At 73.4% G+C, this 21841-nt stretch carries 19 protein-coding genes and 1 tRNA gene; 9 read left to right on the top strand and 11 right to left on the bottom strand.

Features of this window, described 5'->3' with window-relative positions; genetic code table 11:
• Positions 1-35: 35 nt before the first annotated feature.
• From ACWEQG_RS28405 to ACWEQG_RS28395, 3 genes are read left to right on the top strand one after another with little or no spacing between them, the layout of a single operon-like run.
• A complete protein-coding gene (locus ACWEQG_RS28405) occupies positions 36-773 on the top strand; it encodes a class I SAM-dependent DNA methyltransferase (protein WP_452289322.1) in 738 nt (245 codons plus the stop codon).
• Positions 773-1777 carry an iron-containing redox enzyme family protein gene (locus tag ACWEQG_RS28400; protein WP_452289320.1) on the top strand — a complete coding sequence of 335 codons (1005 nt, stop codon included), beginning with the start codon at positions 773-775 and terminating at the stop codon, positions 1775-1777. Before ACWEQG_RS28405 ends, ACWEQG_RS28400 begins: the two co-directional genes overlap by 1 nt.
• On the top strand, positions 1774-2910 hold the full coding sequence (locus ACWEQG_RS28395; RefSeq protein ID WP_452289318.1) for a glycosyltransferase: 1137 nt from the start codon (positions 1774-1776) through the stop codon (positions 2908-2910). The genes ACWEQG_RS28400 and ACWEQG_RS28395 overlap by 4 nt, the downstream gene beginning before the upstream one ends.
• 323 nt (positions 2911-3233) lie before the next feature.
• On the opposite strand, the gene ACWEQG_RS28390 is transcribed toward ACWEQG_RS28395, so the two are convergent.
• Both ACWEQG_RS28390 and ACWEQG_RS28385 read right to left on the bottom strand, forming a co-directional pair.
• Positions 3234-3476, bottom strand: a complete 243-nt coding sequence (locus ACWEQG_RS28390; protein ID WP_452289316.1) for a CDGSH iron-sulfur domain-containing protein — start codon at positions 3474-3476, stop codon at positions 3234-3236.
• Positions 3477-3531: 55 nt separating this feature from the next.
• Positions 3532-3858 carry a hypothetical protein gene (locus ACWEQG_RS28385; protein ID WP_452289314.1) on the bottom strand — a complete coding sequence of 109 codons (327 nt, stop codon included), beginning with the start codon at positions 3856-3858 and terminating at the stop codon, positions 3532-3534.
• A 70-nt stretch (positions 3859-3928) separates the two neighbouring features.
• Between ACWEQG_RS28385 and ACWEQG_RS28380 the strand changes: the two genes are divergently transcribed.
• Both ACWEQG_RS28380 and ACWEQG_RS28375 read left to right on the top strand, forming a co-directional pair.
• The gene (locus ACWEQG_RS28380) at positions 3929-4573 is read left to right on the top strand and encodes a hypothetical protein (protein WP_452289312.1); all 645 of its coding nucleotides are present in this window, start codon (positions 3929-3931) and stop codon (positions 4571-4573) included.
• A 408-nt stretch (positions 4574-4981) separates the two neighbouring features.
• Positions 4982-5236 (top strand): hypothetical protein, encoded by a 255-nt coding sequence (locus tag ACWEQG_RS28375; RefSeq protein ID WP_452289310.1) that lies wholly within the window; start codon positions 4982-4984, stop codon positions 5234-5236.
• A gap of 372 nt (positions 5237-5608) precedes the next feature.
• On the opposite strand, the gene ACWEQG_RS28370 is transcribed toward ACWEQG_RS28375, so the two are convergent.
• Genes ACWEQG_RS28370 through ACWEQG_RS28360 form a run of 3 tightly spaced genes read right to left on the bottom strand, consistent with a single transcriptional unit; the run spans position 5609 to position 9913 of the window.
• The gene (locus ACWEQG_RS28370) at positions 5609-6364 is read right to left on the bottom strand and encodes a hypothetical protein (RefSeq protein ID WP_452289309.1); all 756 of its coding nucleotides are present in this window, start codon (positions 6362-6364) and stop codon (positions 5609-5611) included.
• Positions 6364-7344: a MinD/ParA family ATP-binding protein gene (locus tag ACWEQG_RS28365; protein ID WP_363462821.1), complete on the bottom strand. Its 981-nt coding sequence runs from the start codon at positions 7342-7344 to the stop codon at positions 6364-6366. Before ACWEQG_RS28365 ends, ACWEQG_RS28370 begins: the two co-directional genes overlap by 1 nt.
• 43 nt (positions 7345-7387) lie before the next feature.
• Positions 7388-9913 carry a hypothetical protein gene (locus tag ACWEQG_RS28360; RefSeq protein WP_452289307.1) on the bottom strand — a complete coding sequence of 842 codons (2526 nt, stop codon included), beginning with the start codon at positions 9911-9913 and terminating at the stop codon, positions 7388-7390.
• 571 nt (positions 9914-10484) lie between these two features.
• On the opposite strand from ACWEQG_RS28360, the gene ACWEQG_RS28355 reads away from it, so the two are divergent.
• Entirely contained in the window at positions 10485-11774 is a 1290-nt protein-coding gene (locus ACWEQG_RS28355; protein ID WP_452289305.1) for a cryptochrome/photolyase family protein, read from the top strand.
• Between the two features lie 14 nt (positions 11775-11788).
• On the opposite strand, the gene selB is transcribed toward ACWEQG_RS28355, so the two are convergent.
• Together selB and selA are read right to left on the bottom strand one after the other, a co-directional pair.
• Positions 11789-13567, bottom strand: a complete 1779-nt coding sequence (gene selB / locus ACWEQG_RS28350; RefSeq protein ID WP_452289303.1) for a selenocysteine-specific translation elongation factor — start codon at positions 13565-13567, stop codon at positions 11789-11791.
• Entirely contained in the window at positions 13567-14856 is a 1290-nt protein-coding gene (gene selA / locus ACWEQG_RS28345) for an L-seryl-tRNA(Sec) selenium transferase (RefSeq protein WP_452289301.1), read from the bottom strand. The genes selB and selA overlap by 1 nt, the downstream gene beginning before the upstream one ends.
• 347 nt (positions 14857-15203) lie before the next feature.
• Between selA and ACWEQG_RS28340 the strand changes: the two genes are divergently transcribed.
• A complete protein-coding gene (locus ACWEQG_RS28340; RefSeq protein ID WP_452289299.1) occupies positions 15204-16349 on the top strand; it encodes a pectinesterase family protein in 1146 nt (381 codons plus the stop codon).
• A gap of 46 nt (positions 16350-16395) precedes the next feature.
• Here the strand turns inward: ACWEQG_RS28340 and ACWEQG_RS28335 are convergent, their stop codons facing one another.
• Positions 16396-17088 (bottom strand): hypothetical protein, encoded by a 693-nt coding sequence (locus tag ACWEQG_RS28335; protein ID WP_452289297.1) that lies wholly within the window; start codon positions 17086-17088, stop codon positions 16396-16398.
• A 121-nt stretch (positions 17089-17209) separates the two neighbouring features.
• A tRNA-Sec gene (locus ACWEQG_RS28330) sits at positions 17210-17302 on the bottom strand.
• A gap of 88 nt (positions 17303-17390) precedes the next feature.
• Between ACWEQG_RS28330 and selD the strand changes: the two genes are divergently transcribed.
• Positions 17391-18404, top strand: coding sequence for a selenide, water dikinase SelD (gene selD / locus ACWEQG_RS28325; protein WP_452289295.1), 1014 nt, complete (start codon positions 17391-17393; stop codon positions 18402-18404).
• A gap of 61 nt (positions 18405-18465) precedes the next feature.
• Entirely contained in the window at positions 18466-19059 is a 594-nt protein-coding gene (locus tag ACWEQG_RS28320) for a DUF6886 family protein (RefSeq protein WP_452289293.1), read from the top strand.
• Positions 19060-19070: 11 nt separating this feature from the next.
• On the opposite strand, the gene ACWEQG_RS28315 is transcribed toward ACWEQG_RS28320, so the two are convergent.
• On the bottom strand, positions 19071-20246 hold the full coding sequence (locus ACWEQG_RS28315; RefSeq protein ID WP_452289291.1) for an MFS transporter: 1176 nt from the start codon (positions 20244-20246) through the stop codon (positions 19071-19073).
• 256 nt (positions 20247-20502) lie between these two features.
• Positions 20503-21840: a sensor histidine kinase gene (locus tag ACWEQG_RS28310; RefSeq protein WP_452289289.1), complete on the bottom strand. Its 1338-nt coding sequence runs from the start codon at positions 21838-21840 to the stop codon at positions 20503-20505.
• Between the last annotated feature and the right edge of the window lies 1 nt (position 21841).

Genomic DNA, 21841 nt, shown 5'->3' with positions numbered 1-21841 from the left:
GGCCCGGGCGGCCCCCGTGACACAGGGGGGAACATATGGGGGAGTTCGATGCGGCCGCGTACGGGCGGACCATCGCGGACATATACGACGAGATGGTGGGGCACCTGCCCACCGGACCGGCGGTCGAGCGGGTCTTCCGGCTGGCCCAGGGAGGGCCCGTCCTGGAGTTCGGGATCGGCACCGGCAGGCTGGCGCTCCCCCTCGCCGCCCGCGGCCTGACGGTGGCGGGCGTCGACGGGTCCTCCGACATGGTGGCGGTCCTGCGGGGCAAGACCGGCGGAGACCGCATCCCGGTGACCGTGGGCGACTTCTCCGAGGTGAACGTCGAGGGACGGTTCGCGCTCGTCCTGCTGGCCTTCAACACCGTCTTCGCGCTGCCCTCCCAGGACGCCCAGGTGCGATGCTTCCGCAACGCGGCCGCCCACCTGCGGCCCGGTGGACGCTTCGTGATCGAGACCTGGGTGCCGGACCCGGCGGCCTTCCGGGACCGGACGGCGCTGCGGCTGCTGTCGCTCGGCGAGGACGAGGTCGTCGTCGAGGCGGCCAGGCTGAGCCCGGCCGAGCAGTTCATGCACACCACGAAACTGCGGATGACCACGGACGGCCTGCGGCTGCTGCCGGCCGACCACCGCTACGCCTGGCCGTGCGAGCTGGATCTCATGGCCCGCCTCGCCGGGATGGAGCGGGAGCACCGCTGGGCCGACTGGTCCTGCGCTCCGTTCACCGATGACAGCCGCGCCCACGTGTCCGTCTACCGCCTGCTGGAGAGCTGATGCAGTTGCCCGCGCCCCGAGGCCCGCTGACCGAGCGGCTCTTCACGGAGCTGGCCCGGCCGCCGCACGCTTTCGCCCCGCCGCCCACCGTCCCGTACGGCGGCCCGTTCGACGACGAGGACGCCCAGCTCGCGCTGTTCGCCTGTTACGAGCTGCACTACCAGGGCTTCGACGGCGTCGACGACCGTTGGGAGTGGAACCCGTCGGTGCTGGCCCTGCGGGAGCGCCTGGAACGCTGGTTCGAGCGCTGGCTCGCCCGGCGCGTGCCCCGCCCGCCCGCTCCGCCGCCGCGGGAGGTGCCCCGCGCCCTGGCGGCGCTGGTGGCGGCCGACCACGGCCCCTCGCTGTCGGCGTTCATGCGGGCCGGAGCCGACGCGGAGCAGTTCCGCGAGTTCGTGATCCACCGCTCGATCTACCAGCTCAAGGAGGCCGACCCGCACACTTGGGGGATCCCGCGCCTGCTCGGCCGGCCGAAGGCCGCGCTCGTGGAGATCCAGTCCGACGAGTACGGCGGGGGCAGGCCGGAACGCATGCACGCCGAACTGTTCCGCGCGACCATGCGGGGGCTCGGCCTCGACGACGCCTACGGCGCCTACCTGGGCAGCGTCCCGGGTGTGACGCTGGCGATCAGCAACGTCATGTCGCTGTTCGGGCTGCACCGCCACCACCGGGCCGCGCTCCTCGGGCACCTCGCGGCGTTCGAGATGACCTCGTCGATCCCCAACCGCCGCTACAGCCAGGGCCTGCGGCGGCTGGGCGGGGACGCCGGCGTACGCCGCTACTACGACGAGCACGTGCAGGCCGACGCCGTACACGAGCAGATCGCCACGCACGACATGTGCGGCGCGTTCGCCGCCGAGCATGCCGGCCTGGCCGGGGACATCCTGTACGGCGCCGCCTGCGCGCTCACCCTCGACCGGCTCTTCGCGGAGCACTTGCTGGGCCGCTGGCGGGAGGGGCGCACCTCCCTGTGGCACGCGGACGCCGAGGTGACGACCCGATGACCACGCTCGGCCGCCGAAGCGACGACCCTGCCGGCATGCCCGCCCGCCGGAGCGACGACCCGGCCGGCGCGCCCGCCCGCGTGCCCGCACCGGGCAGCCTCGTGCCGCCGTCCGTCTCCGCCACCGCAGAACCGAGCCAGGTCACGCCGGAGATCGACTACGTGCTGCCCCTGCGCTGGAACGACGACGCGGGGCTCGCGGAACTGACCGGTTATCTGCGCGGCCTTGCCCGGCATGCTCGGATCGTGGTGATCGATGGTTCACCGTCCCCGCTGTTCGAACGGCACGCGCGTGAGTGGCGCGGCATCGCCGAGCACGTGCGGCCCGACGACGACCTGACGGTCGCGAACGGCAAGGTCGCGGGGGTGCTGAGCGGCATGCGCCGCGTCCGGAACGAGCACGTCGTCATCGCCGACGACGACGTGCGCTACGACGCGGACGCACTCGCCCGGGTCCACGCCCTGCTCGGCCGCGCCGATCTCGTCCGCCCGCAGAACCACTTCCACCCGCTCCCCTGGCACGCCCGCTGGGACAGCGCCCGCACCCTGCTCAACCGCGGCCTCGGCGCGGACTACCCGGGGACCTTCGGCGTGCGCCGTTCGACGTTCGAGAAGATGGGCGGCTACGACGGCGACGTGCTGTTCGAGAACCTGGAGCTCATCCGCACCGTCCGCGCTTACGGCGGCCGCGAGGTCCGCCCGCTCGACCTCTACGTGCGGCGCCTGCCGCCCGACACCCGCCGGTTCTGGTCCCAGCGGATCCGGCAGGCATACGACGACCTCGCACAACCCGCCCGGATGACGGCCTTCCTCGCCGTCCTCCCCTGCGTGGGCGTGGCTCTGTGGCGGCGCCGGCCCGAATTGATCGCAGCGGGCGCCGCGGCGGTGGTCGGCCTGGCCGAGATCGGACGCCGCCGCGCCGGGGGCCGCCGGATCTTCCCCGCCACCTCCAGCCTGTTCGCCCCGGTCTGGGTCCTCGAACGCGCCACCTGCAGCTGGGCGGCCCTGACCGCCAGGTTCCTGCTCGGCGGCGTGCCGTACGCCGGACGCCGCCTGCGCACCGCCGCCCACTCGACCCGCCGCCTCCGCCGCCGCGCACTCAGCGCCGAACCCCCGACCGCCGCACCCGCCTAGCAAGGGCACCAACTCCGGCCTGATCGGCTTCAGGTTCCTTGGGCAGATCAACCAGGACCACAAGCACTGGGCGGGTCCACCAACGCCTTGAAACTGCGCCCCAATCACTCAGCACCACGGGCCGATCCTCATCACTGCCTGACGACTACGAGTCTTGGGTGGGCCCCGATCACTGCGCCGGAAGGAACCTCCGGTCCTCGCGAAGTCCGCTCCGCTCCACCCACGAAAATTCCTCGCAAGCTCAAAATTTCCGCGGGGCCCGGACTGGACCTTCGCTGCGGTCCTCGCTCCCTTCCGCTCCGCTCCCTCGATTCCGGCTTCCGTCAGCTGGGCGGGTCGGGCTCGCTCGTCGCCCGGAAGCCGACCACCTTGTGGGAGCCGTCGCAGAACGGCTTGGTCGAGGACCGGCCGCAGCGGCACAGCGCGACCGTGGCCCTGCCCGGGTCGATGTGCCGCCCGTCCTGCGTCGTCAGCGTGAACGGCCCGCGCACCAGCAGCGGGCCGTCCTCGCAGGGCGTCACGGTGACCGCCGTCACCGGGGCCGGGTCCTCCGCCATGTGCTCCATGCGGAGCAGCGTGCCCGGGACGGTGACGGCGTAACACCTGGTCGGCGACGGACGGTCAGTCCCATCGCGCGCAGTGCGCGGATGGGCTGAAGGCCCAGCATCCGGCCCGGGCCGCGGCCGGTTCCTGCGCCGCGAACACCGATCCGGCGAACGGCGCCCTGGTCGCGCCGGGTACGCCCGACGGGCTGGGCACGTCCGCCTTGACGCTCGGCGGGGCGAAGGCCCATCGCGGCGTCGCCGTCCCGCCCGCCTGCTCGCCGCCCGGGAGGGCGTGCGAGTGCCCCGCCGTACGGCTCCGCCAGGGCGCCAGGCTCCAGCAGTCGGCGGTGCCGTCGTCCCCGCAGCGGTGCTGCGCATGAGCGACCAGCGGCGGCAACGGCACATATCCCGGGATCACGAGGGGTGCGGCCGGCGGCTGTGCGGCCGGTGGAGGCGCCGCCACGGCACGACCGGTGAGCGACGGCACGGGGATCACCCACGTCGAATCGTCCGGAGGCGCCGGCGCGGCCGTGACATCCGTCGGCGTCACGGCCGGGAAGGCCGTCCGCGCCGATGTCGCGGTGCCGGGCGCCGCACCCGACGCCGTGGGGACTGTGGGCGGGGTGGTGGGCCGGTTGGTGGGCGGGGCGGCGGTGGGGAGCGCGGTCGAGGTGACGGCCACGCTCGCCCTGGGCTGCGGCGGCTTCTGCGGTGGCTGCTGCACCGGCCTGTGCGTCGGCTTGGCTGTGGCCGTGGTCTTCGGCTGCGGCGCGGACTTGGCCGTCGGCTTCCCCGTCGGTTTATCGGTCGGCTTCCCGGTGGGCTTCTGCGTCGGCTTGTCGCCGGGCTTCCCCGTCGGTTTGTCGGTCGGCTTCCCCGTGGGCTTGTCAGTGGGTTTGTCGGTCGGCTTGCCGGTGGCCGTGGGACTCGGCTGGGTGCTCGCCGTGGTGCCCGGCGCGGGCGAGACGCTCACCGCGACGGTCGCCGCCGGGGTGGCCTGCGATGTCGCCGCAGCGGTGGCCCCGCTGGGCGCAGGCGTGGGAGCGCCGCTCCCGGCCGGTGCGGGGGTCGCGGTCGCGGTGGGCCCGCTGCTCGCGGTCGGCGGCGGCGCCCCCTGACCGCTCTGGCCGGGAGTCGCCGTGGCCGCGCCGCCGGCCGTCGGCTGCGGAGTCGTGGCGGTTCCCGGCCCGCCGTTCGGCCCCGGCTTTCCCTGTCCGCTCGGCGTCGGCTGGGCCTTCGTCAGGGGACCGCCGCCCGGCCGGTCTCCTCTGGTGCGGTGATGGTCACGCGTGCGATCACGGGAGTCGCGGGCCGTCCGATCATTCCTGTCGCGGCTGCGGCCGCCGGCGTCCCGATCGCGCGACGCGTGGGCCGTCCGGTCCCGAGTGGAGGTGCCGTCGGAACCGGCGCTCAGGGGGACGCCTGCGGATCCGCCGGAGTCGTGCGACTTCCCCGACGGGCCGCCGGGACCACCGGCGGAGTCGTGGGCGGTGCCGGACGAGCCGGCGGAGGAATCGGGGCCGGACTTGTTCGCCGCTTGGGAGTCCGGCCCGGCGCCGTTCGGCGCGTTCGCGCCGGTGCCGTTCCCCTCGTCGTTCGAGGCCTTCGCGCCGTCGTCCGGTGCGTCTCCGGCGCTGTCGGGAGCACCGCCGGGAGTGCTGTCGGGTGTGTCGGCGGCGCCGTCCGAGGAATGGTCGTGGGCCGGACCGGACGGACCATCCGGACCACCGGACGAGTCCTGCGGCGTACCCGGCGCACCAGCGGAGTCGCCCGACGAGTGATGGGCCGTACCTGACGAACCGGGGCCTGCCTTGTTCGCCGTCTGCGTGTCGGGCGCGGCCTGGTCCGGCGCGTTCCCGGAGCCGCCCGGGGAGGAATCCGACGCGGAGTCCGACCCGGAGTCCGACGCGGAATCCGAGGAGGACGACGAGGACTCCGCGGAGTCGTCCGCGGAGTCGTTTGAGGTGGGCGCGGCCATGGGACCGGCGCCCTCTACCGGTGGAGGGGCGTCCCAGCCGGGCTCGGCCACGGCGGCCCAGGGCTGCGCGGCCACGGCGCCGCCGGTGGCGGAGACCGCGGCCAGGAGCAGGCCGGAGACCAGGGTGGCGCGCCGGGTGGACATTCGGGGGGTCATTGAGAGGCTCTTCCTCGATCTAGGGAGTGGGCCGGGGACCGATGAGGGACTTCCAGCCCGCCGCGGCGAACTCGGGCGTCCCTGGGAGAGCGGCTGCGGGCACGGACGGAGGCGTCGGGTCGGGGATGTTGACCCAGTCGCCCTTGTCCGCCCCGCGCATATCGGGTTTCCACGCCATGAGCAGGCTCATGGCGTAAGGGCTGGAGTAGACGGGGCCGGTGGCGCCGGCGCCCGTGGTCGCCGTCACCTGGACCAGGACGGAGACCTGCACCTGGTCCTCGGAGCGGACCTTCCATTGGACGCCGATCGTCTGCGTCCGCAGCGCCGCCCCGGCGGGGAGGTCGCCTTCGGCGGGCAGGCCGAGGGTCTCCCGCCAGCCGCGTACGGCATCGCGCGCACCCTCGCGTGCCTCCTTGCGCTGGTCCGGCGGGGCGTACAGCGCGGCCGCCTGTTCGGCCTGGCCGACGTCGAGCGTCCAGGCGGCTTCCAACGCGGCGGCCGCCGCGGAGGCCGCCCCGATCTCGCTGTGGGGGAAACCGACGGGATAGCCTCCGTCGCCCTCGTGCCCGGCGGGCGCCGCCAGCGCGACGGTCGGCGCCGCGACACGCACCGGCGTGGACGGCGGCGCCTCCGTCTGCCGCGTCTGCAGCACGATCACCGCGACGGCGATCACGGTGACGACCCCCGCGATGGCGACGACCAGGTGCCGGGGATCCCACCGACGCGGTGGTCCCAGGTCCCAGTCGAGCGCCGGATCGGGGATGACGGGTCCCACTACTTGCTCCGGTCCGGCCGCTGCCCGAACGCCTGCCCGGCCGCCGCGGCGAGGCGCAGGTACGCCCCGCGGGTGGTGGGCCGCAGCCGGGCGAGGTCGACCTCCGCGCCCTCTTTCAGGTGCGGGTCGAACGGCACCCGCACCACCGTGCGGCAACGCCCGGAGAAGTGTCGTTCGAGCAGGTCGACGTCGACGTGTGACTTGGGCTCGACCGCGTTCAGCACGACGATGGCGTTCTTGACGAGGTGGCCGTGGCCGTGGGCGGTGAGCCAGTCGAGGGTCGCGGCGGCCGAGCTCGCACCGTCCACCGCGACCATGGTGACCAGCACGATCTGGTCGGCGAGCTCCAGCGTGGCGCCCATGGCGCCGTGCAGGAGCCCGGTGCCGCAGTCGGTGATGCAGATGGAGTAGTAGCGCTCGATCAGATTGGCGACCGTACGGTAGTCCTCCGCGTTGAACGCCTCGCTGACGGCCGGGTCGGTGTCGGAGGCGAGCACCTCCAGCCGCGCGGACGACTGCGAGGTGAACGCGCGGGCGTCGGCGTACCGCACGATGTGCGGCGCCTCGGCCAGGAGGGTCCGGATGGTCGCCGCGGTCTCCGACTTGACCTTGATACCGAGCGTTCCCCGGTCGGGGTTGGCGTCGATGGCGATCACCCGGTCGCCGCGCAGCGAGGCGAGCGTGTTGCCCAGCGCCGCCGTCGTCGTGGTCTTCCCCACCCCGCCCTTGAGGCTCATGACCGCGATCCGGTGGTGACCGCTGGCGACGGGCGTCTGGGCCTGCGCGATGAGCGTGCGGCGCTCCATCTCCGCCGCCGACTCCGAGGGAATGATGCGGCCGCCGGAGAGCTGGTAGACGAGCCGCCGCCAGCCGCCGGTGGGCTCCACACGGCGGTTGGTCAACAGGTGTTCGGCCGTGAGAGGCACGCTCTCCGGGAACTGCTCGGCGGGAGTAGGCACCGAAGTGTGGATCTCGGTCATGTCGGGTCCTTTCACCGAGGACGGAAGGAAACGGGGGGCGTGATCAGCAGGTGCTCCATCGCACGGTGGCGGTGCCTTTCTTGCCCTTCGGGCCATGCAGTTCGAGCGGCGCCGTCACGGGCGAGGGGGCCCCGCACCAGTAGCGGACGCGCAGCGCGCGCACGGTGAGCACGTCGGTATCCCCGGGCTTGAGCGTTCCGCTGGACGGCTCGACCACCAGGCCGGGAGCCGATATCCGCCATTTCACGGGCTTTCCGGAGGTTGTCGAGAGAGTGAGGGTGCCTCTCCCGAACGCGTCGAGGGTGATGACGGACGGCGTCTGAACGCCCCAGGCCCCCATCAGGAAGACACCCGGGGTGACGGGGGCGTCCTGAGCGGCGCCCTGTCCGCCGGGCCGCGCTGCGTCCCCGGTCGCGGCGCTCCCCGCGGTGTTCTGGCCGCCGGGCTGCGCGGCACCTCCGGTCGTGCCACCCCCGGCCGAGTCCTGTCCGCCGGGCCGCGCTGCATCCCCGGGCGCGGCGCCCCCGGTCGTGCCGCCCCCTGTGGTGTTCTGGCCGCCGGGCTCCGCGGCGTCTCCGGTCGCGGCGGTCGCGGTCACCGTGGCTTGCGGCGCACCCGAGGCCGTACCCGCCGCGGCCCCGCCCGCCGCCGCGGCGCCTGTCGCGGCGCCGGCTGCCGCACCGGCTGCCGAGGGGTTCGCTGCCGCTCCTGTCCTCGCTCCTGCGGGGTCGGCGGACGTCGGCGCGATGTTCGCCTCCAGCGACCCTCGTGGGGACGGGGGCGCGGGGGCGAAGAGGTTGATCCCCGTCACGGTGCCCGCCGCCCCCGCGACGACGACGATGACGATCCGCAGGGCGGTCGCCCGTAAGAGCGAGCCGACCCGTGCCAGCACCTGAACGATCCTGATCTGCGCACCGGCCAGCGGCCTGTCGGGAAGGTCCACCTCCCCGGGCACGTCCACGACGTTGCCAACACCGGCGCGGTCGGCTGTGGCGCGGTCGGCCAAGACGCGGTCGCCGGGGGCGGGGACCGCCTCGGCCGCGTGCGCCAGGGCCTCCCTGGCCCTGATCTGCGAGAGCAGCGCGTTGTAGAGAGGCGTGTCCTGCCCCGGCTGCAGGGCGGCCGGTCCGAGAGCCGGACGCGCCTCCCCAGCCGTCCCGGGCGTCCCAGTCGCGGCAGCCGCCGGTGAGCCGGCCGAACCCGCCCGCCTGGCGGATCCGGGCGAGCCCGCTGACGTCGCCGGGCCCTGCGGTTCCGGCGGACGCGTCGATCCGGCAGGGCCGGGCGGGTTCGCGGGACCGGCGGCGCCGGAAGGGCCGGGGGACGGCGCGGGCCGTTGCGCGGCGCGCGACTTCGACGCCCTCGACGGCCACGCCAGGCCCGGCTGGGTGTCCTCCTGGGAGATGGGCCGCACCGGACGCTCCGGCAGTTCGGGGGCGGCCGGACCGCCGGAAGAGGCGCCAGAGGGAGCGCCGGAGGGAGCGTCGACGGGAGCACCGGTGGGACGTGCCGCTCCCGGCTGCGGGGGCGGGGCCAGGCGGCCGGGCCCCGTGTGCCCCGTGTGCTCCCGGTCCCCCCGGTGCTCCGTGTGCTCCCTGTCCGCCGTGGCGTCCCGGAACGGCGTGCCGGGCTCCTCCCGGGGCACGGCCGTCGACAGACCGGAGTCGGGTGGCACCAGCGGCGGCACCGGTGGCGTCGGAGTCACCGGGCCACCCGTCCGGGGCGACGGGACGGACGCCGGCGGGGATTCCCGCCGCGCGGCCGGGGCGGGGGCGGTGTTCACGGGAGCGGCGAGCGGCATGCCGAACGACGAGGGGGGCCGGTGTGCCGGCCGCTGCGCCCGGGCGGGGGCCGGCCTGTTCAGCGCGTCCAGGAGCCGCTGCCTGGTCTCGGTCGTGAGGTCGGCCACCGGGGGACGGGAGAGAATCTGCGGAACGGTGTATCGGATGTTGATGGGCCGCTTGCACACCACGCAGGTCACGATGTGCCGGAGCAGCGCCGTGCGTGCGGCCCCGAAGTCGGCCGCCTCGCCGTGCTCGTCGGGGAAGACGGCGGCGGCCAGCGGACCCAACTCCGGGCAGATCGGACGACCCCGGGCGAGGCCGTCCAGGCCGCTCACGAGGATCTCCACCACGTCCTGGGTACGCGCGATCAGCCTGCCGGTCTCCTTGGCCGGCAGGGCGAGCACGTACACGAGATCCCGCAGCGGGAGTTCGTGACGGTAGAGCAGGCGCAGCGCCTCGGCGCCCAGCGGATCCGCCAGGCTCCACGCACGCCGCACCGCCCGGGGGTCGGGCCCGCCGGAACCGGGCCCGGGCAGGAATCCCCGCCCCGGGCCGGTGGCGCACTCACGGCGCAGCGCGGACAGCAGCCAGGCCCGATCTGAAACGTTCCCGGGCAGTTCGCGGGCGGCGCACGACTCCAGCGCGGCGATCACCGCCGCGAGCATGGGGGCGGGCTCGAGGTGGCAGGAGGCGTAGTCGACGAGGTGGGCGCCGTGCTCGTCCACCCATGCCATCCCCCGGCCGGGGTCGAGCGTCACATCCCCGGCGGGCGGGTTCATGCGCACCGGAACAGGGTGAGGAGGGTGGCGACGGCGGCATGTTCGGCCAGAGCATCACTGTGACTTAGGCGTCGCACTTGCCTAACAGGAAATCTTGATGCATACCGATACATAGAACGAGATCTTAGACTGACTGCGATGTGTTGGGAAGGAAAAGAACCATAGAAATCACGAGTTGAGGATAAGCCGCAAATAACACCGATATGGTCATCCGAAAGGGACCCAGAAGAGGTGCCCGTTATCTTCTCTCCGCTTGTCTGGAGAAGTGCCGGATTCCACCTGGTTCGACCGTCTCGCCAGGCGGATGACCTGGTGTTTCATTCTGCTTTCACACCATCGGACGCGTCCAGTGGCGCACGGGTTCCCATGCCCGTCTTTCCCCGGCCACCCGATAGACACATCCGATGTGAATAGCCTTCATATACCCGGGGAATAACCAGGGTTCCGCACTTTTCCGGCATTACAGCATGCGTACGACCGGTCTCGGGGTGAAGCAGCCCCGGCCGCCCGGCGAAACGATCTCGCGATTTACCCGCGAGCCGCAACCGCGGGCGGGATCGGCCGCGAAGAGGTACGCGTGGAGACCGTCGTCGTGCTGTTCAACCGGGACCTGCGAATTCACGATCACCCGGCGCTCTTCGAGGCGTCCGCCGTGGCCCGGCACGTCGTTCCGATGTTCGTGTTCGATTCCGCGATCGCCGCCCGGCATCGCCGCGACTTCCTCCACGCGTCGCTCCACGACCTGCGGGCGTCCCTGCGCTCGCTCGGCGGCGACCTCGTCGTACGGCACGGCGATCCCGTGGCCCAGGCCGTACGCACGGCCGGAGAGACGGGCGCGTCGGCGATCTGGGCGAGTGAGGACGTCAGCCCGCTGGCGCGGCGCCGGGAGCGGCGCCTCGCGGACGAGTGCCGGGCCCACCGGCTGGAGTTCCGCCTCTTCCCCGGCGTGACCGTGGTGCCCCCCGGCGCACTGCGGCCCGGCGGCGGAAGCCACTACCGGGTCTTCTCGCCGTACTGGCGTGCCTGGTCGGGCACCGCGAAACGGCCGGTCCTCGGCGCGCCCCACCGCATGCGCCTGCCGCCCGGCATCGACCCCGGCGTCCTTCCCGAGGCGTCCCCCGAGCCGTACGGGATCGTGCGGGGCGGGGAGAGCGAGGCGCGGCGGCGGCTGCGGCAGTGGGTGAGCGGCGGTCTCGCCGCCTACGCCGAGACGCGCGACCGGATGGCGGGACGCACCTCGATGCTCAGCGCCTATCTCCACTTCGGCTGCGTGTCGCCCCTGGAGGTGGTGGACCGCTCCTGCGAACGGCCGGGCGGCGAGGAGTACGTCAGGCAGCTGTGCTGGCGCGACTTCCACTACCAGGTGGTGAACGCCTTCCCCGAGATGGGCCGGCGCGACTACCGGCCGGGAGACGTGGAGTGGCGGCGCGACGAGGAGACGGAGGCCGCCTGGCGGGAGGGCCTGACCGGGGTTCCCATCGTGGACGCGGGCATGCGCCAGCTTCTCGCCGAGGGCTGGATGCACAACCGGGTGCGCCTAGTGACCGGCTCCTACCTGACCAAGCGGCTCGGCATCGACTGGCGGGCCGGGCTCGAACACTTCGCCGAATGGCTGCTCGACGGCGACATGCCCAACAACTGCGGCAACTGGCAGTGGGTCGCCGGGACGGGCAACGACACCCGGCCCTACCGCAAACTCAACCCCCTCCGGCAGGCCAAGAAGTTCGACCCCGAGGGCGAGTACGTGCGGCGCTATGTCCCCGAGCTGGCGTCCCTTCCCGGCGACCTCGTCCACGAGCCGTGGAAGGCCCGCGGCCCGATCCCCGGCTACCCCGCCTCGCCTCTCGGCGGCGAGCTCAGGGGCTGACCCCGCCGGACCCGTCAGACGGACCGGCGGTGGACCTCGTCCACCCGCTCGGTGAGGCCCCTGCGGTCGAGGTGCTCCAGCAGCGGCACCGCGACCCTGCGGCTGGTGCCGAGCGCGCTCCTGGCCTGGCTGACCGTGAACGGCTGCGGCAGCCGGGCCAGCAGCGCCGCCGCCCGCGCGTCGGCCCCGGGCGCGAGCACGACGCCCTCGGCCACACGCAGCAGCGCCCCGGCGCGTACGGCGGCGGCGAGCTCGCGCGGCCCGAGCCCCAGCTCGGTCAGCCGCCCGGCCTCCGGCGCCTGGAACGGAGCCCCGGCCAGGTCGTCCAGCAGGGTCCGCACCGCGCGGGCGACCGGAGCGGGCAGCCCCGCGATGCCCGCGGTGACGCGGCCCGTCGTGCTGATCCGCCCGTCGGCCACCGTCAGCGGCGGCCGTACGAGCGCCGCCACGAGCCTGCGGTCGGGCAGGCCGAGCTCGTGGCGGGCGGCCTCCACCGGCATCCCGGGCTCCAGCGGGTGATCGGCGGCGTACCGCCGTACGACCTCCGGGAGCCGGGCGGACAGCGCCGACCAGTGATCGGGGTCGGCGTGCCAGCCGGCGGCCACCGGCCGTCCCCCGGGCGGGCAGCCCATCGCGACCAGCTCGCCCTCGCGCAGCAGCAGGTGCGTACGCAGCAGGGAGGCGGCGTCCGCCGACGCGTCCGCCAGCGCCCTGGCCCGCTCCCTGGCCGCCCCCCGGCGGCGCAGCTCCGGGGGCCGCACGTCCAGCACGGTCGCCCGCGCGAGCACCCGCAGCTCGCCGTGCCCGCGGCCCGGGTCCCGCAGCAGCAGCGTGTCTCCCAGGTGCAGGGGAAGCGGCCGGGCCAGGCGCAGCCGGGCCGCCACCCCCTCGGCCTCGGCGCCGAGCGAACGCACCTCGCAGGGCACCGACGCCGAGCCGATGTGGGCGGTGAGCCGCGCGGGAAGCGGCCCGCGGGCGCCCACCGCCATCGTCACGCGCACGTCGGCCAGGTCCGTCGTCGTCCACGCGCCGGGCGTGACGAGGGCGCGTCCGCGTTCCGGCGCGACCCGCCCGCGCAGGTTGAGCGCCACCCTCGCGACCCCGGTGACCGACTCGACGTGCTCCTTCAGCGACTCCAGGGCGCGCACCCGCACCGGCTCGCCGTCCAGCTCCAGCTCGTCGCCGGCCTCGACGCGCCCGGCGGGCAGCGTGCCGGTCACGACGGTCCCGCTGCCGCGAACGCTGAACGCCCGGTCGATCCACAGCCGCACGGGAGCGTGCGGATCGGGCGCGGGCAGCGCCGCCACCAGCCGGTCGAGGGCGGCGCGCAGCCCGTCCAGGCCCTCGCCGGTACGCCCGCTCACCGCCAGGGCCTCCACCGGGCCCAGCCCGGCCTCCGCCAGCCGGTCACACGCGTCATTCAGCGCGGGCGCGGGGTCGGCGAGGTCCGCGCGGGTGACGGCGAGCAGGCCGTGCCGTACGCCGAGGGTGCGCAGCGCGACCAGGTGCTCCTCCGACTGGGGCATCCACCCCTCGTCGGCGGCGACGACGAACATCACGGCGGGCACCGGGCCGACCCCGGCGAGCATCGTGCCGAGGAACCGCTCGTGCCCGGGCACGTCGACGAACGCCACCCGCTCCCCGGAGGGCAGCGCCGTCCAGGCGTAGCCCAGCTCGATCGTGAGGCCGCGCCGCCGCTCCTCCTCCAGCCGGTCGGGCTCCATCCCGGTCAGCGCACGCACCAGCGTCGACTTGCCGTGATCGACGTGCCCCGCCGTGGCCACGACGTGCATCAGCCGGCCGCCCTCAGGACGGCCTGCAGGACCTCGCCGTCCCGCTCCGGCGGCACGGCGCGCAGGTCGAGCAGCAGACGGCCGCCCTCGACCCGGCCGACGACCGGCGGCTCGCCTAGCCGCAGCGGTACGGCGAGCCGCTCCGGCAGGCTCACGGCCACGCTCGGCAGGCGCACGCCGGGGGCCCCGCCCCCGCCCACAGTGGCGTCCGCGTGCACGGCCGCCGCGTCCACGCGCGCCTGGCACATCGCCTTCGCCAGCGCCTCGGCCCGCTCGCCGAGGATGAGCGGATCGGCATGGAGAGCCTGCCGTACGGGGGGCTCCGGGCCCCGCAGCGTCGCCTCGAGCGCGGCCAGCGTCAGCTTGTCCACCCGCAGCGCCCGCGCGAGCGGGTGCCGCCTGAGCCGTTCGACGAGGTCGCGGCGGCCGAGCAGGAGGCCCGCCTGCGGGCCGCCGAGCAGCTTGTCGCCGCTCGCGGTGACCAGGTCGGCGCCGGCCCGCAGCACGCTCGTCGCGTCGGGCTCCTCGGGCAGCAGCGCGTCACGGTCGAGCAGGCCGGACCCGATGTCGACGACCACGGGCACGCCCAGCCCGGTCAGCTCGGCCACCTCGACCGAGCCGGTGAAGCCCTCGACGCGGAAGTTCGACGGGTGGACCTTGAGCACGAACCCCGTCTGCGGCCCGATCACGTCCCGGTAGTCGGCCAGGGCGGTGCGGTTGGTCGTGCCCACCTCGCGCAGGCGCGCGCCGGTGGACACGAGCAGGTCGGGAATGCGGAAACCGTCGCCGATCTCGACCAGCTCACCCCTGCTGATCACGATCTCCCGCCCGGCCGCGAGCGCGGTGGCGGCCAGCACGAGGGCGGCGGCGTTGTTGTTGACCACGTGCACGCCCTCGGCGGCGGGCACGGCCCGCGCGAGCGCCTCGACCGCGCCGCGCCCACGGCGCGCCCGTGCCCCTGTGACCAGGTCGAATTCCACGTCCGTCGCTCCCGCCGCCACCGTCACCGCCTCGACGGCGGCCGGGGACAGCGGCGCACGTCCCAGGTTCGTGTGGAGCAGCACCCCGGTCATGTTGAGCACAGGACGCAGACTCGTGGCGTGGCGCGGCAGCGCCGCCAGCGCGACGCCGGCGACGTCCTCCGGTTCGATCTCGCCCTGCCGCACCCGCTGTTGCGCCCGCGCGACCGCGTCCTTGACCGCCGGGCGGCCGAGCCGCTCGACGGCGGCGGCCAGCCTTGGATCGGCCAGCACGGCGTCGGTGCGCGGCACCCGCCTCCGTGGATCCACACTTCAAATTACAGCGACGGCGCACGGCCCGCCCCGCAGGGCGGTGCCGTGCGCCGTCGGGGCGCGCCGACCGGGGGCACGACGGCGCGCCGGCTTGTCGGCTCTGGCAGCGGACGGGAGACGTCGTCTGTACCACCGGCTCGTCGCGGTTCAGGACCTCGATCTCAGCGGGGTCCTTCCTCCTTGACGGGAGACGGCCATGCTTGCCGATCCGGCTTGGAGATCACTTGACATCGTCTTGTAACTCGGGCCACAGCACGTCATTGACACGACCGGAGGCGGATCTTACGGTGCTGGTGTTCTCATTTGAGGAATCAGTTCATATATGTGACCGATAGGAGCTCGCTATGCCGCCCCTGACCCCGTCGATAGGCCGGCGGCAGGCGCTGGCCGGCGCCGCCGGCGCAATCCTCGGACTCGTTGTCGCGTCACCCGCACGCGCCGCCCACGTTCACCCCTTCGGCCGGTACGGCTCGCCCCGCCACCGGCGGAACACCCGGACGCTGTACGTGGACGCGCAGGGCCGAGGGGACCACACCACCGTCCAGGCGGCCGTCGACGCGACCCCGGACTCGCCTGCCGAGGGCTGGACTCTCGTGATCGCGGCCGGGACCTACCGGGAGACCGTCCTCGTGCCGCAGGCCAAGACCGGCCTGTGCCTCCTGGGAGCGACCGGCGACGCGCGCGACGTCGTGATCGTCTACGGCAACGCGGCCGGCACGCCCAAGCCGGAGGGCGGCACGTACGGCACCAGCGGCAGCGCCACCACCACGATCCAGGCCGACGGCTTCGCCGCCGCCCACGTCACGTTCGCCAACGACTGGCTGCGGGCCGGCCATCCGGAGATCACGGGCACCCAGGCGGTGGCGGCGAAGGTCATGGGCGACCGGTCGTACTTCGAGAGGTGCCGGTTCCTCGGCCACCAGGACACGTTGTACGCCGACACCCGCACCCTGACGTCCTTCGCCCGGCAGTACTACCGCGAGTGCCACATCGAGGGGGACGTCGACTTCGTCTTCGGCCGCGCGACCGCCGTCTTCGAGCGATGCGAGCTGACCACCTTGGCCAGGGACGTGACGTTCCGTCCGTACGGCTTCGTGTTCGCGCCGAGCACGGCGGCCGCCAACCCCCACGGCTACCTGGCGGTGCACTGCGTGGTCAACGGGACGGCGGCCGACGCGTCCTTCGGCCTGGCCCGGCCCTGGCGGCCCAGCAGCGACCCGACCGCCCTCCCGTCACTGGTCGTACGCGAGACCTGGATGGGACCCTCGATCGACGCTGCCACGCCGTACGTGGACATGAGTTCGGGGTACCACTGGCAGGACGCGCGGTTCGCCGAGTTCCGCGACACCGGCCCGGGCGCCGCGATCCCCGTCCCCGAGAACCGCCCCCAGCTCACTCCTCAGCAGGCCGCCGAGCACACCCCCCGCGCCTACCTCGGCGACTGGCGCACCGGCCCCGCCCTGCTCCCCCGTCCGATCGGCGGGCGGTGATCCACCACCAGGACTCAGCGGATGGAATGCCCGCCCGTCGCGCCGATCAGGGCTCGTCGGCGAACAGATCGGCGGCCGAGGTCACGGTGACCGCCCGCCGTGCCCATTCGTCGAGCCGCTCCAGATCGGTGCAGGCGGTGATGCGATCACGATCGGCGTCCGAGACCGGAATATCCCGCACATCCAGAATGGTCAGCACCGCCCGCGCCTCCCCCTCGGCGCGGCCCTCCTCTCGGCCCTCCTCTCGGCCCTCCTCGCGACCTCTCCCGTAGTGTTCACGAGCGAAGGGGCTGTAGACCGGCCAGGCAGTGGACTCCATCATCTCCTCCATGACACGTCGGGCAGCCTCAGAGGCCAAGCGGTAAGCGTATTCATAATATTGCGGAGCGTGATCGTCCGGGAGGTACTCCAGCGCGGAGATGAATGCCCTGACGACGGAGATGTCGCCACCATGGCTCATCACGGACAATGCGGCCAACTCCGGATGCTCAGCCGCCTGTTCGACCTTGGTGACCACCGGGATCTCGGCCGGGCCGATCACTCCGCACCGCAACTGGAAGCCGGGCAGGCTGGTGTCGATCGGCTTCGCGGCCCACTCGGCCGTCCGCCCGTCCGGGCAGATCACCAGCACTGTGACCGGGCAGTTCACCTGCAGCCACAACGCGGCCGCATAACGGGGCAGCGCCTCCCTCTTGGCGGCGTCCTGCCGCTGCTGGATCTCCACGACGATCGCATGCACCGGATGATGCCGAGGGCCTACCGTGATCACGGTGTCCGGGTGAAGATCGATTCGATGCCTGATCCTCAGCCAATCGCCGTCACGGCGGAAACCGCGGCCGCGCGCGATGGCCGGAGGCGAGCGGAGGTGGACGGGAATCGAACCCGCCAGGCCGAGGACCTCGGCCTCGTCGGTTTTGAAGACCGCGGGGGCCACCAGGCACCCACACACCTCCAGGGAGAAACCTAGCCGGAACGGGGTAGGGACCTCCCGACGCCCCGGTGTGGCGCGGCGGACGAACGACGACCCGGAGCGGGGGCGGCATGACCGAGACGGCGGAGCGGGCCGGAGTCCGGCTGACCCAGCAGGCGCACGGAGGCGGCTGCGCCTGCAAGATCCCGCCGGGCGAGTTGGAGAGCATCGTGGCCGGGCTCGTGGCCCCCGATCCGTCGGCGTACGCGAACGAACTCGTCATCGGGCTGGACGACGGCGACGACGCGGCCGTGGTCAGGATCGAGGGCGGCCGGGCGGTCGTCGCCACGGCGGACTTCTTCACCCCCGTCGTGGACGACCCGTACGACTGGGGGCGGATCGCGGCCACCAACGCGCTCTCCGATGTGTACGCGGTGGGCGGCGAACCCGTCGTGGCGGTGAACCTGCTGGGCTGGCCCAGGGAGAAGCTGTCCATGGACCTCGCCAGAGAGGTGCTGCGCGGGGGGCTGGACGTGGCGCGGGCGGCGGGCTGCCACGTCGCGGGTGGTCACAGCGTGGACGACCCCGAGCCGAAGTACGGCATGGCGGTCACCGGCCTGGCCGACCCGGACCGGCTGCTGCGCATCGACGCCGGCCGGCCCGGTGTGCCGATCTCCCTCACCAAACCGCTCGGCGTCGGGGTGCTCAACACCAGGCACAAGGCGACCGGCGAGGTGTTCCCGCAGGCGATCGAGGTGATGACGACACTCAACCGGGACGCCTCCCGGGCGGCGCTGGCGGCCGGGGCCCGGTGCGCGACCGACGTGACCGGCTTCGGCCTGCTCGGCCACCTGTACAAGCTGGCCAGGGCGAGCGGCGTCACCGCGGTGGTCGACGTGGCGGCCGTGCCCTACCTGGAGGGGGCGCGGCAGGCGATCCACGACGGCTACGTCAGCGGCGGCACCCGCCGCAACCTGGCGTGGGTGCGGCCCCACCTCGACCCGGACGGGTACGCGGAGGAGGATCTGCTCCTGCTGGCCGACGCCCAGACCTCGGGCGGCCTGCTGGTCGCCGGCGAGGTCCCCGGCGCGCCCGTCGTCGGCGAGCTCGTCCCGGCGGAGGCCACCGCGATCCGGCTCGCCTGACGCCGGCCGTCGCCCACGCTCGCCCGTGATCCCCCGGGATGTCACGTGGTAGACCCGGGACATGCGACCTGAGCCCGGTGAGGTGCTGCATTTCTCCGAGGACCCCGAGATCACGCGGTTCGTCCCGCATGTGGCGGCCACCGCGCGGCAGCCGGAGGCGTACGTCTGGGCGGTCACGGCCGAGCGCTGCCCCGACTACTGGTTCCCCCGCCAGTGTCCGCGCGCCATGGCCTGGACGACCCCGGCGACCACGGACGACGACCGGGAACGCGTCATCGGCCCGGGCTGCGGCGAGCGGGTCCACGCCATCGAGTACGGCTGGCTGGAGGCGTTCCTGACCGTCCGCTTGTACGCCTACCGCTTCCCGGCGGAGCAGTTCGTCCCGTTCGGCGAGCCGGTGCCGAACGCGGTGGTCGCGACCGAGCCCGTCGAACCGCTCGGGCCGCCGGAACCCGTCGGCGACCTGCTGCGGCTGCACGAGGAGGCCGGCATCCAGCTCAGGCTGCTGGACAATCTGTGGCCGTTCTGGGACTCGGTGACCACCAGTTCCCTGGGCTGGAGCGGCATCCGCCTCCGCAACGCCCGCCCCCGGCGCTCACAGCCATTCGTCGATCGCGGCGACGAGAATCGCGGTTCCGTGGCGCACGGCGCGTGATCTCGCGGGAGTCAGCGGGGTCTGCCGAGTGACCACAGGGATGCCGCCATGAGGAGAGCGGTCAGCCCGCCGCAGATCATCACGGTGGAGACCGAGAAAGCGTCGACGACGCGTCCGCCGAGGAACGCGCCGAGGGCGAAGGTCCCCTGGAAGGAGGAGGTGAAGACAACCGTCGCGGCCTCGGGCGCGCGCGGGGCGGCGGCGGCGAACGATGCCTGCGAGCAGACGGGTACGCCTCCGTAGGCCAAGCCCCAGACCACGAGTGACATCACGGCGCCGATGGTCGTGCCGCCGGCCGAGGGCAGCAGCAGAGTGGTGACCGCGATCAGGAAGCCGCAGGTCACGAAGGAGGTTCGCAGCCGCGTCGCAGTGCCCTTGCCGGCCAGGAAGTTGCCGACGATTCCGGCGATGCCGTACGCCAGCAGGATGGCGCTGACGGCGGCGGGAGGCAGGCCGGTGACGTTCTGGAGGAAGGGTGTGACGTAGGTGTAGGTGCCGAAATGGGCCAAGACGATGAGGAAAGTGGCCAGCAAGGCGATGGCCGCACCCCGGGTGCGCAGCAGGTCGAGCAGGACGCGAGGGCTGGTGACCTGATGGGCGGGCAGCGGCGGCACCAGCAGTATCAGGGCCGCGAGGACCAGGAGTGCCAGCACCGCCAGGGCCAGGAAGGCGGTACGCCAGCCGGCGAGGTTGCCGATGAAGGTCCCGGTTGGTACGCCGAGCACGGAGCCCAACGGCACGGCCGAGAAGATCACAGCGGTGGCGGCGCCGACGGCGTGCGGCGGCATCAGACGGCCGGCCAGTCCGGCCCCGATGGACCAGAAGCCGCCGATAGTGAGGCCGACGAGCACCCTGGAGATCAGCATGATCCAGTAGGAGGTCGCCACTGCGGCCAGCACGTCGGCCAGGGCGAGCACCCCCATGAGGACACACAACATCACACGCCGGTCCAGGCGCGCGGTGGTCAGTGTGACGGTAGGCGCGGCGACCGCGGCGACGAGACCGGGCAGGGCCATGGTCAGCCCTGTGGTGCCGTCGGAGATGCCGAAGTCGGCACCGATGGCGGTCAGCAGGCCGATGGGCAGGATCTCGCTGGTGACGATGGTGAAGATGCCCAGCATGAGCGAGGTGACGGCGAGCCAGCCGATGAGAGGCGAGCGTGGCCGGGTGAGCGTGATGGTCGACATGGTGTCCGTTCGGCCAGGTGCGGGTGGAGGGCGTGCACCCAGCCAAGCGGTGAGCAGGCAGCGGGCACCGGCACGTTTCGGACGTGACCAGACGCCTCGCCGGCGGTGGCCGGCAAGCCGGGGCGTTCGGCGGGCATCGTCGTCACGCACTCCGCAACGCCTGGCCCCGGCCGGCCTGGGCAGGCGCCGAGCCGTCACCGGCGCAGGGTGACCGGCACTGGCCAGTGCTGTTGCCCGGCATCGGGTCGGGTGGTCGTCAGGCGCGTTCGCGACGTCGCGCGCGCACCGCGAGATCACCCAGCGGGTACGCGGCAGACCTCCCGGACAACGGGAAGACCGCACGCAGCCTCGCGCCCGGGCCGTGCGGGACCACCTGGAGGGTCCCCCCGTGAGCCCGCGCGATATCCCGGGCGATCGGCAGCCCCAACCCTGAGCCTCCCGTGTCCCGGGTGCGGGCGTGGTCCAGGCGGGTGAATCGGTCGAAGACGATGGCGTGGTGTTCCGCTGGGATACCGGGGCCGTCGTCCGCGACGTCGAGGACGGCGTGGTCGCCCCGAGCGGTGAGGGTGACGTGGACTGACGTGGAGGCGTGGCGGACCGCGTTGTCGACGAGGTTCGCGACAAGGCGGCGCAGTTGGTCGGCGGAGCCGTCGAGGAGCAGGTCGGGGGTGAGGTCGAGGTACACGTGGACGTCCGGACGAGGGCGTTTGCGGACGGCCTCCTCGGCGACGACCTGGGCCAGGTCCAGTTCCCCGGCCCGCGACAGGGGTTCGCCGGCGTCGAGCCGGGCCAGCAGGAGGAGGTCGGCGGAAAGGGACTGGAGGCGTGCGACATCGTCCAGTGCCGCAGTCGCCAGCGGCTTCTCGGCGGGAAGGGCCAGCTCCAGCCGGGTTCGCAGGATCGCCAGTGGGCTGCGGAGTTCGTGTGCGGCGTCGGCGACGAACTGTCGCTGCGCGTCGACGGAGGTCTGCAGCCGGTCGAGGGTGGCGTTGACGGTACGGGCCAGTGCCGCGATCTCGTCTCGGGTGTCCGGCACCGGCACGCGTTCGTGCAGGCCGTGCGCGGTGATGTCGGCGACCTTCGCCCTGATCGCGGAGACCGGGCGTAGCACTCGGCCGACCGCCAGCCAGGTGAACAGCGCGACCACCGCGAGGAGCGCCGGTACCCCCGGGATCAGCAGGTTCCTCAGCGTGGTCATCGCCGCCAGGGCGGGTGCCTTGGAAGCTTTACCGAGGACGGTGACCGGGCCGTCCTCGGTCTCGAACGTCCGCCTGACCACGAACACGGCCTCGTCGGGTAACGGAGGGCCGTCGTCTTCGCCGGTGGCAGCCGAGCCCGGCATCGGTCCCTTCCCGCCCGGCGGCACCGCTCCCTTTTCGAGCAGCGGCACCATTCCCTTTCCGTTCCCCGCGTTACCCGGCCCCGACTCCGCCTTCAGATGTCGCATCTGTTCCTTGGCGTCGTTCGCCGCCAACTCCTTTGTGGAGGCCGTCAGGCTCGAGTCCAGCGCGGTGAACAGCGCGATCGAGGCCAGGCAGAGGGCCGCCGCCACCGCGGCGGTGGCCGTGAGCGTCGTGCGTAGACGGACTCCCATG

The sequence above is a fragment of the Microbispora sp. NPDC004025 genome (assembly GCF_053604425.1).
Note: the sequence above shows the minus strand (reverse complement) of the source record. Positions and strands in the feature narration are given on the sequence as shown.